The 10,192-nt window shown below is 71.6% G+C and carries 7 protein-coding genes and 1 pseudogene; 6 read left to right on the top strand and 2 right to left on the bottom strand.

Translation table 11 applies throughout. From position 1 onward, the window contains the following. On the bottom strand, positions 1-1,056 hold a 1,056-nt coding region (locus E1264_RS34120), incomplete at its 3' end, for a serine/threonine-protein kinase (RefSeq protein ID WP_243711334.1). Positions 1,057-1,207: 151 nt separating this feature from the next. On the opposite strand from E1264_RS34120, the gene E1264_RS34115 reads away from it, so the two are divergent. Then, positions 1,208-1,852, top strand: coding sequence for a TetR/AcrR family transcriptional regulator (locus tag E1264_RS34115; RefSeq protein WP_207936586.1), 645 nt, complete (start codon positions 1,208-1,210; stop codon positions 1,850-1,852). A gap of 92 nt (positions 1,853-1,944) precedes the next feature. Here the strand turns inward: E1264_RS34115 and E1264_RS34110 are convergent, their stop codons facing one another. Continuing rightward, entirely contained in the window at positions 1,945-2,127 is a 183-nt protein-coding gene (locus E1264_RS34110) for a hypothetical protein (RefSeq protein ID WP_132180207.1), read from the bottom strand. 200 nt (positions 2,128-2,327) lie between these two features. On the opposite strand from E1264_RS34110, the gene E1264_RS34105 reads away from it, so the two are divergent. The 5 genes and pseudogenes from E1264_RS34105 to E1264_RS34085 form a co-directional block, all read left to right on the top strand. Further along, positions 2,328-2,810 carry a hypothetical protein gene (locus E1264_RS34105; protein ID WP_132180205.1) on the top strand — a complete coding sequence of 161 codons (483 nt, stop codon included), beginning with the start codon at positions 2,328-2,330 and terminating at the stop codon, positions 2,808-2,810. Positions 2,811-2,967: 157 nt separating this feature from the next. Beyond that, the gene (locus E1264_RS34100; protein ID WP_132180203.1) at positions 2,968-6,345 is read left to right on the top strand and encodes a pyruvate carboxylase; all 3,378 of its coding nucleotides are present in this window, start codon (positions 2,968-2,970) and stop codon (positions 6,343-6,345) included. 161 nt (positions 6,346-6,506) lie between these two features. Beyond that, positions 6,507-7,409: pseudogene (locus E1264_RS34095) on the top strand (RNA polymerase sigma factor); the annotation flags it as partial. A 149-nt stretch (positions 7,410-7,558) separates the two neighbouring features. After that, positions 7,559-8,905, top strand: a complete 1,347-nt coding sequence (locus E1264_RS34090) for a serine hydrolase domain-containing protein (RefSeq protein WP_243711333.1) — start codon at positions 7,559-7,561, stop codon at positions 8,903-8,905. Between the two features lie 86 nt (positions 8,906-8,991). Continuing rightward, a partial coding sequence (locus tag E1264_RS34085; RefSeq protein ID WP_207936584.1) for a DUF6493 family protein occupies positions 8,992-10,192 on the top strand: 1,201 nt, incomplete at its 3' end.

The following is a 10,192-nucleotide window of genomic DNA, read 5'->3' as shown; positions in this document are numbered from 1 at the left end:
GGGCTGCGGGGACGTCCTGTGCTGTGGGGCGGACGGGTTCGTGACGTGGTCGGGCGGGAGGACCGCCCCTGCCATGGCGTGCGGGCCGGCGTGCGGATCCGTCGACCCCGGTGTGGACCCGGGCGGAGAGCCCGGTGTCTGGGGCACTGGGAGGTCCGCCGGGAGGCCGGGGAACGCGGGCAGCGGCTGGACGGGTGACGCGCCCGGTGACGTCCCGGTGGACGCGCCGACCAGCCGTTCCTGGGCCTCGCGGGCGGTCGGACGGTGCGCGGGCTCCTTCGCCAGGCAGGCGGAGACCAGATCGCGCATCGGGCCGGACAGCTCGCCGAGTTCCGGCTCGCCGGTCAGGATCCGGTGCATGACCGTGGCCATCTCGTCGTTGCCGAACGCGGGACGTCCCGTCGCGGCGAACACCATGGTCGTGCCCCAGGCGAACATGTCGGACGCCGTGCTGACCTCTCCGCCGGTGAAGTGCTCGGGCGCCATGTAGGCGGGCGTGCCGACGTTCTGCGTCTCCCCGGCGGCGCCCAGTGCGCGCGCCACGCCGAAGTCGATGACGCGCGGACCGTCCGGGCCCATCACCACGTTGTGCGGTTTGAAGTCGCGGTGCACGATCCCGGCCTGGTGGATCGCGGTGAGCGCGGTGAGGGTGCTGACGGCGAGCCGCTCCAGGGCGCCGCCGGTACGCGGGCCTTCCGTGCGCACCACGTGGTGCAGGGTCACCCCGGGGACGTATTCGCTGACGATGTAGGGCTGGTCGCCCGCCACGTCGGCGTCGAGGACCTGTGCAGTACAGAACCGGGCCACGCGCTTGGCGACTTCCAGTTCGCGGACGAAGCGCGCGCGGGCGGAGTCGTCTCCGGCGAGCCCGCCGTGGAGGAGCTTGATGGCGACATGGTCCGTCGCGGGGAGGGAGGGGGGTTCACCGGCCCGCCGGCCCAGGAACACCGAGCCTTGACCGCCCTCGCCGAGGCGGCCCAGGATCTCGTACCCGCCCAGCGTGGTCGGGTCGCCCGACCGTAGTGGCAGGGCGTCCGGCATCGTCCTGTCCGTCACACCACTCGCTCCCCGTCGCATCCGGCTCGTCGGAAGACGTGCACCAGCCTATGGCCAGATGATGGTAGGCGCTCCGCCAAGCAGTTGATCTAGCGCGGTGGCATGACGGCATTAAGTGGACTACAGTCCGAATGAGATGGGAGGGGACGTGATGGACCGTGGTCCGGCCGGTGGCAGGCGCGTCGACCTGGAGCTGATGCGGACGCCGCCGCCCAAGGAGCGGGCGGACGCCGCACGGAACCGCGCCAAAGTACTCGAAGCCGCCGCGGCGCTCTTCGCCCGGCACGGCGTCGAGTCGGTCACGATGGACGCGGTGGCCGCCGCGGCCGGCGTCGGCAAGGGCACCCTCTTCCGCCGGTTCGGCGACAAGGCCGGGCTGGCCGTCGCCCTCCTCGACGAACGCGAACGCGACCTCCAGGACGCGATCCTGTCCGGCCCCGCGCCGCTGGGCCCGGGGGGTGGGGACGCGGCCGTCCCGCCGTCCGAACGGCTGCTCGCCTTCGCCGACGCCTACCTGGACTACGTGCTGGCCCATCTGTCCCTGGTCCGCATGTCGGAAACGGCTTCGCCGGGTGCGCGGTACCGCATCGGCGCCTACGGCTTCTGGCATCGGCACCTGACCATCCTGCTCGACCAGACCGTCGTCGCCGATGGGGAGGCCCAGGCGCACGCGCTGCTGGCCGTCCTCGGCGCGGAACATCTCACGGCAATGGTGGAGACCGTGGGGCCGGAACGCGCGCGCGCCGCCGTGCGCACGCATTTTGAAGCGGTGGGTGCTCAAGCCGCGCCTGCGTAGCAATGCCAAGGCCCCTGTTGTTGCACAGGGGCCTTGCGATCAGTCTGGAGCAGGCTGGGGTCGGTCTGGGGGCAGGCTGGGGTTGGTTTGGGTCAGGCCGGGTCGGGGCTGCGGCGTTCGGTGCCGCGCTCCGCCCGGCCGTCCTCGTTGCCCGGCGGTCCCTCCGGGGCGTGATTGCGTTCCAGTCGCGCGGCGACCACGAGGGCCCGCAGCGACGTGGTCTTCACGTGTTCGCGCTGCGAGTTGGCGCGGGTCCTAGGGATGCTGCTCGGCACGGTTCACCTCCATGGGGCGTGGACATGGGTGCTACCCGGTAAGCCGGTTTTCGCACGGTAGTTGCAACCGCAAGATCCTTACCGCTATTCCGAGTGATCGTTCCGTTTAACCCGCGTCCTGTTCCGGCCACGGCCCGCCCGCGTCCGGGGCTAGGTTGCATGAATCAGTGCGCAGGTTGCCCGCCCCTAGGAGCTCCCTCATGACGACGGCCTATTTCGACGAGCTGGCAGGACGGCTGCGTGACAGCGGCGTCCCAGAGGACGAGGTCACCGAGACCGTGGACGACCTCGCCGCCTACGTCGCCGAGTCAGGGGCCGACCCGGGCGACGAGTTCGGCACGCCTGAGGAGCTGGCCGCGCGGCTCGTCTCGTCCGAGGACGACCGCGTGGCGTTCAAGCGTCCAGACGCGGCGATCCCAGGCCCAGACGTGCCGAGCCCAAGTACGGACGCGGCACTGCGGAAGTCGCCCAGGATGCCTGCTGGACGGGTCTTCGCGAGCAGGCGCTTCTACGTTTTCGTCTCCTGCTACTTCGGCTTCTGGATCGCCGTCTGCGTCGCCTGGGTCGCGTTCGCGCCCGCGGAGTCCCGGTCGCGTTTCCTCATCGGCTCCCTGGTCGGCCTTGTCACGGCGGCGGTCGTCGCAGGCCTCACCATCTGGCGAGGGGCCCGCCGTAGCGGATGACGGCCGACCCGCGAACAAACGCACTTTTTGCCCGCTGGCCGGGATCTGCCATTTTGTTCGCGGTGCTCGTCTGGCCCGGGTGGCGGTCTCGGCCGCTCAACTGGGTAGGTATCGGAAGATCCCGACGCCCCCGCGCCGCCATCTCCTGGAGAACCACGTGATCACGAAGCTGCTCGTCGCCAACCGTGGCGAGATCGCCGTCCGCGCCTTCCGCGCGGCCTACGAACTCGGTATCGCCAGCGTCGCCGTCTACGCGCACGAGGACCGGCTGTCCCTGCACAGGCAGAAGGCTGACGAGGCGTACGAGATCGGCGAGCACGGCCATCCCGTCCGCGCCTACTTGGACGTCGACGGCATCGTGGAGACCGCGCTCAGGGTCGGCGCAGACGCCGTCTACCCCGGCTACGGATTCCTGTCGGAGAGCCCGGAGCTGGCGGAGGCGTGCGAGCGCAACGGGATCGAGTTCGTGGGCCCGCCGTCGAGGGTGCTGAGCCTCGCGGGCAACAAGATCGAGGCGGTCGCGGCGGCGCGGCGCGCGGGCCTGCCCGTCCTCCGCTCGGCGACGCCCGAGCCCGGACGGGAGCTGGACGCGGCCGACGAGGTCGGTTTCCCGCTGTTCGTGAAGGCCGCGGCGGGCGGCGGCGGGCGGGGCCTGCGCCGCGTCGACCACCGCGAGGACCTCGAGGCCGCCGTCGACACCGCCCGCCGCGAGGCGGAGAGCGCGTTCGGCGACCCGACCGTGTTCCTGGAGCAGGCGGTGGACCGGCCGCGCCACATCGAGGTGCAGATCCTCGCGGACGGCGCCGGGCACATCGTCCATCTGCGCGAACGCGACTGCTCCGTGCAGCGCCGCCACCAGAAGGTCGTGGAGATCGCGCCCGCCCCCGGGCTGGACGCGGAGATCGCGCGGCGGCTCTGCGAGGACGCGGTCCGCTTCGCCCGGGAGATCGGCTACGAGAACGCGGGCACCGTGGAGTTCCTCCTGGACGACCGCGGCGAGCACGTCTTCATCGAGATGAACCCGCGCATCCAGGTCGAGCACACCGTGACCGAGGAGGTCACCGGAGTCGACCTCGTGCAGAGCCAGCTGCGCATCGCGGGCGGCGAGACGCTCGCCGGCCTCGGCATCGCGCAGGACGAGGTGGCGGTGAGCGGCTTCGCCGTCCAGTGCCGCATCACGACCGAAGACCCCGCGAACGGCTTCCGTCCCGACACCGGCAAGATCTCGGCGTACCGGTCGCCGGGCGGCGCGGGCGTCCGCCTGGACACGGGCACCGCCTACGGCGGCGCGATCATCTCCCCGCACTTCGACTCGCTGCTGGTCAAGCTGACCTGCCGCGGCAGGACGTTCGAGGACGCGGTGCGCAGGGCACGCCGCGCCGTCGCCGAGTTCCGTATCCGCGGCGTAGCGTCGAACATCCCGTTCCTTCAGGCGCTGCTGGACGAGCCCGACTTCCGCGCCGGCGGCGTCACGACGTCCTACATCGCCGACCATCCCGAGCTGCTCACGGCCCGGTCGAGCGGCGACCGTGCGACACGGCTCGTCCGGTATCTGGCGGACGTGACCGTCAACAAGCCGCACGGTGAGGCGCCCACCGACCTGGACCCGGCGACGAAGCTCCCGCCGCTCGACATGGACGGCCCGTTCCCGCAAGGCTCGCGGGACCGGCTCCTCGCGCTCGGCGCGCGCGCGTTCGCCGAGCAGCTCCGCTCCCAGAGCGCCCTGGCCGTCACCGACACCACGTTCCGGGACGCCCATCAGTCGCTCCTGGCCACCCGCATCCGCACCTACGACCTGCTCGCAGCCGCGCCCTACCTGGCCCGTATGACCCCGGAGCTTCTGTCCATCGAGGCGTGGGGCGGCGCAACGTACGACGTCGCCCTCCGCTTCCTGGGCGAGTCGCCCTGGGACAGGCTGGCCGCCATTCGTGAGGCCGCCCCGATCCTGTGCATCCAGATGCTTCTGCGTGGCCGCAACACCGTCGGCTACACCCCGTACCCCGACTCGGTCGCGCGCGCCTTCGTCAAGGAGGCGGCCAGTACGGGCGTCGACATCTTCCGCGTGTTCGACGCGCTGAACGACGTGGAACGCATGCGTCCGGCCATCGACGCCGCTCTGCAGACGCATGCGCTCGTCGAAGGGACGCTCTGCTACACCGGCGACCTCTCCTCCCCGAACGAGCGGCTCTACACGCTCGACTACTACCTGCGCCTTGCAGAGCAGCTTGTCGACGCGGGTGTCCACATCCTGTGCATCAAGGACATGGCCGGTCTGCTCCGCGCCCCAGCGGCCCGTACGCTCGTCGGGGCTCTGCGTGAGCGTTTCGACCTGCCCGTCCACCTGCACACCCACGACACGGCAGGCGGCCAGATCGGCACCTACATCGCCGCCATCGAAGCCGGGGTCGACGCCGTGGACGGAGCCGCCGCACCGCTCTCGGGCACCACGAGCCAGCCGCCCCTCCAGGCGATCGTCGCCGCGACCGACTTCACCGACCACGCCACCGGGATCGACCTGGACGCGCTCACCGTCATGGAGCCGTACTGGGAGGCCGTCCGGAACCTCTACGCGCCGTTCGAGATGGGCCTGCCGTCGCCCACAGGACGCGTCTACCAGCACGAGATCCCCGGCGGGCAGCTGTCCAACCTGCGCCAGCAGGCCGTGGCGCTCGGCCTGGGCGACCGCTTCGAGGAGATCGAGCGCCTGTACGCGGCGGCCGACGCGATCCTCGGGCGGCTCGTGAAGGTCACCCCGTCCAGCAAAGTCGTCGGCGACCTCGCCCTGCACCTGGTCGCGGCGGGCGCCGACCCCGACGACTTCGCGGAGAACCCGGAGCGCTACGACATCCCCGACAGCGTCATCGGTTTCCTCAACGGCGAACTGGGCGACCCTCCCGGCGGCTGGCCCGAGCCGTTCCGCACCAAGGCCCTCGCCGGACGCCAATACACGCCCGCCCGTGCCGAACTCACCAGTGACGAAGAGAAGGCCCTGGACGGACCCCAAGTACGCGACACCCTGGACCGCCTCCTCTTCCCCGGCCCAGCGAAGGAGTACCGGGAAGCCCGTGCCGCCTACGGGGACCTGTCCGTCCTGCCCACGAGCCCGTTCCTCTACGGGCTCCGCACCGGGCACGAGGTCGCGTTCGACCTCGAACCCGGCGTGCGCGTCCTCGCGAGCCTCGAAGCGGTCGGCGCCATCGACGAGGCGGGCGTCCGGCAGGTCATCTGCACGGTGAACGGCCAGCTCCGGACGCTCTCCGTCCGCGACAAGTCCGTCGTGTCGGACGCGCCGCCGGTCGAGCGCGCCGACCCGTCCGAGCCCGGCCACGTCGCCGCGCCCTTCGACGGCTCGGTGACCCTCCGCGTGTCCAAGGGCGACGAGGTGGCGGCCGGAGACGTGGTCGCCACCATCGAGGCCATGAAGATGGAGGCCGCGATCACGGCTCCTGCAGCGGGCACCGTCGCCCGCCTGGCCGTCCCCGACGTGACCCAAGTCCAGGCAGGAGACCTTCTACTGGTCATCACCATCTCGTAGGAAGAGGCGCGTCACCTGGTTCGAGATGTTGTGCGATCGGGTACTGAAAACGGGTGACCCGTTCCCTCCCGGCCGGACGAGCAAAGGACACCGCCCTGAACGCCACCGACGCGCCCAGCGCGGCCCCCCGTGGGATTCCGCGAGCGACCGTGAATCTCATCGACCCGATGAAGGACTACCTCTCGCGCATCGGCCGCACCGCGCTGCTCACCGCCGAGCAGGAGGTCGACCTGGCCAAGCGCATCGAGGCCGGCCTGTTCGCCCGTGAACGACTCGAAACACTCGCAGACGACCTCAGCCTTCAGGACCGTGCCGACCTGGAGTGGATCGCCGCCGACGGGCGCCGCGCCAAGGAGCACATGGTCGAGGCCAACCTCCGCCTGGTCGTCTCGTTGGCAAAGCGCTATATGGGCCATGGCCTGCCGCTGAACGACCTTGTGCAGGAAGGGAATCTCGGGCTGATCCGCGCTGTGGAGAAGTTCGAGTACCGCCGTGGCCTGAAGTTCTCCACCTACGCGGTGTGGTGGATCAAGCAGGCGATCAGCCGCGCGCTGGCCGACCAGAGCCGGACGATCCGCATCCCGGTGCACGTCGTCGAGGTGCTGAACCGGATGACGCGCGTCCGGCGGCGGATGATGCAGGACCTCGGCCGGGAGCCGACATCGCAGGAACTCGCCATTGAGCTGGACATCACGCCCGAGAAGGTGGAGTGGCTGCGCCGGCAGGCGCGCGAGCCGCTGTCGCTGCACACCCCCCTCGGCGAGGACGGCGACGGCGAGCTCGGCGACGTCATCGAGGACCCGGACGGCGGCGACCCCGCCGACGTCGTCGCGTCCTCGATGCTGCGCGGGCGCCTCGACGCCGTCCTGGAGACGCTCACCGAACGTGAGGCGGGCGTGATCTCGATGCGGTTCGGGCTGTCCGGCGGTGAACCCAAGACGCTCGAAGAGGTGGGCAAGGTCTACGGGGTGACGCGCGAGCGGATCCGGCAGATCGAGTCCAAGGGGATGCACAAGCTGCGCCACCCGTCCCGTCGCGAAACCCTTGCCGATCTGCTGAGCTGACCTGCTGAACCGACGTCCGAGCACGGCCGGGCCCGACCGCGGGCCCGGCCGTCGCACTCTCCGGGACGAGCCGGGTTCCTTCCGTAGTCGGATGACAGCGCCGATGATCTCCGTGAGACTCTCTCTGGACGGGCCGGACGACTGGAGAGATGAGGGCGATGGCGAAGCGGTTCGGGCGGCGGGGGCTCACGGGCGCCGGAGCGGTGTGGGGCGCCGCGGCCGGTGCCACGGTGGCGCTGACGGCGACGCTGGTCGGCGCCGTGGCCGCGGCCGGGCCGGAGACCGTGCGGGCCGCCACCGGTGCGGCCACCGGACTGCCGCCTACCGGGCCGTCCGACCCGGCGAAGCTGCGCGCCACCCTCGACGCCACGCACGAGGCCGGCATGCCCGGGCTGTTCTCGGCGGTCCGGGACGGGCGCACCGCGTGGGACGGCGCGTCCGGCGTCGCCGACACCGAGACCGGGCGGCCTGTCACGCCGCACATGCAGCAGCGCGCCGGAAGCATCACCAAGACGTTCGTCGCCACGGCGATCCTCCAGCAGGTCGAGAAGGGCCGTGTCGGGCTCGACGTGCCGGTCGCCCAGTATCTGCCCGAAGTGTTTCCCGGACGGCCAGGCAAGCAGGTCACCGTCCGGATGCTCCTCAACCACACCAGCGGTATCGGCGACTACGTGGTCCTTGCGTTCCCGTCGCTGACGGAAGGTTCTCCCAAGAGCCTGGACGCCGACCGCCTACGGAAGCTCTCACCCGAGCAGCTCATCAAGTGGGGCATGCAGGCACCGCGCACCGGTGAGCCGGGCGAGCGCTGGTCCTACTCCAACACCAACTACGTCATCGCCGGACGTCTCCTGGAGAAGGTCACCGGGACGAAGGCGGAGAAGTACATCGCGCAGCATGTCATCAGCAAGGCCGGGTTGAAGCACACGTACTTTCCGTCCGGTCCGCACATCGACGGGCCGCACTCGCGGATGTACGAGTCGCTCTACCAGCAGGTGAAACCACCCCGCGACTACAGCACGTTCAACATGAGCTGGGCCTGGACCGCGGGCGCACTCATCTCCACTACAGACGACCTCAACCGCTTCTACAGCAAGCTCCTCACCGGCGGGCTCATCGGCAAGGCCGCGCTGGCGGAGATGCAGCGCACCGTCCCCGCGAAGGACGCCGACGGCAACGTCCTCATGAACTACGGCCTCGGGCTCTACTCCACCGAGATGCCGTGCGGGACGTTCTGGGGCCACGACGGCGTGGTCTTCGGGGCGGGCACCCAGTCGCTGTCGTCGGCGGGCGGGGCGCGCCAGATCACGTTCGCGCTCAACCTGACGAAGTACCAGAAGCTCGACTCCGATGGCGTTCCCGTCCCGCACCCGATCGACAGCGCGCTCAGCGCGCACGTCGTGGAGGCGCTGTGCGGGAGCGGGCGCGAGATCCAGCCCAGCGGGACGGAGCGGCCCGTCCGGCCGCTGCCCCTGCAGTCGCTCCGCGCCTTCGGCTAGGGCGAAAACCGGCCAAACCGACCCGAATCTGACAGCCGCGTTGACCCGCCGCCAAACTGTCGGTGGCGGGCTCTAGTGTCCGGGACATGCCGAGCGCAACGCAGTTACCGGTCCGGGACGGCGCCCCCGCGTGGGAGACGGTCGCCGCCCTCATCGACCAGCAGAAACCGAGGGCGGTCGCCGGGGCCGTCCGCGATCTCTACGCCGCCGGCCGCCGCGCGGTCGCCAGGGCGCTGCCCGGCCACCTCAAGGAGCTCCGGGCGCGGCGCGAGCCCTGGGAGCGCATCGACGACTACGCGCCCGCCCTCCGCGTCGCGGGCGCGGGCACGCTCGCCGGCGCGTCCGCGGTCGCGACCTGGCTCAACCGGCGCGAGCTCAACACCCGCTGGTCCGGCGACCACGAGGACACCGGCCTGCTCCTCGACGTCTGGGCCGACCGCGACGACGCGTGGCTCGCCGACCTCGCGCGGCGGCTCACGCTCCGGCTGCGCGGCCCGCAGTACATCGGGCTCGACCTCGCGCTGGCGCTGCTCGCCGAGACGGGCATCGAGCCGCCCGCCCACGACCCGCTCGTCGTGGGCTGGGTGGCGTCCGGGCCGCCCCGCCCGAAGGACCCGCTGCTGCCCTTCCTGCTGCCGCGCATCTTCGAGGCGGACGGCGTCGGCCGCCGGCTGCGCGACAACCCGTCCTGGCCGCGGACCCTCGCCACGCTGGCCGACCGGGGCGACGTCGCCCGGCGGATGCTCCTGGACGGCTGCGTCCGCCGCTTCCTGCGCGGCGGGACGGCCGCCGACCTGCGCTTCTTCGTCCGGCTGCACGCCCTGCTCCTGCCGGACGACCCGGCCGCCAGGGAACGCGAGACCCGCGCGCACGCGCTCGACTACGTGCGGCTGCTCCCGGCCGCGCCGGGCCCGGTCGCCGACCTCGCGCTCGACCTGCTCAGGGAGGTCCCCGGGCTGCCGTCCCCGCAGGTGGTGGAGGCGCTGGACGGGGTGCTGTTCCGCGCCGAGTCCGGGCTGGTGAAGTCGGGGCTGTCGTGGCTGGAACAGACCGTCCAGCGGCGGCCGGGGCTCGCCGACGACTGCGCCTCCGCCCTCGCCCAGGCGTTCGCGCACGAGTCCTACAGCGTGCAGCGTCGCGCGGTCCGCGTCGCGCTCAAGCTCCCCACGGCGGCCGACACGGCGCCGATCACCGCCGCCGTCCCCCTGCTCCCGCCCGACCTCGGCGCCGAGGCCGCCGCCCGCTTCGGCGGCGAGGTGGCCCGCCCCGAGCCGCACGACGCCCCAC

Origin of the sequence: Actinomadura sp. KC216 (genome assembly GCF_004348535.1) — a bacterium.
Lineage (GTDB): Bacteria > Actinomycetota > Actinomycetes > Streptosporangiales > Streptosporangiaceae > Spirillospora.
This window is presented reverse-complemented; position numbering and strand designations above follow the sequence as displayed.

What these genes read in the sequence shown, in the direction of transcription:
- E1264_RS34115 (WP_207936586.1), top strand. Translation starts at nt 1,208, where the DNA reads ATGGACCGTGGTCCGGCCGGTGGCAGGCGCGTCGACCTGGAGCTGATG.
- E1264_RS34105 (WP_132180205.1), top strand. Translation starts at nt 2,328, where the DNA reads ATGACGACGGCCTATTTCGACGAGCTGGCAGGACGGCTGCGTGACAGC.
- E1264_RS34090 (WP_243711333.1), top strand. Translation starts at nt 7,559, where the DNA reads ATGAGGGCGATGGCGAAGCGGTTCGGGCGGCGGGGGCTCACGGGCGCC.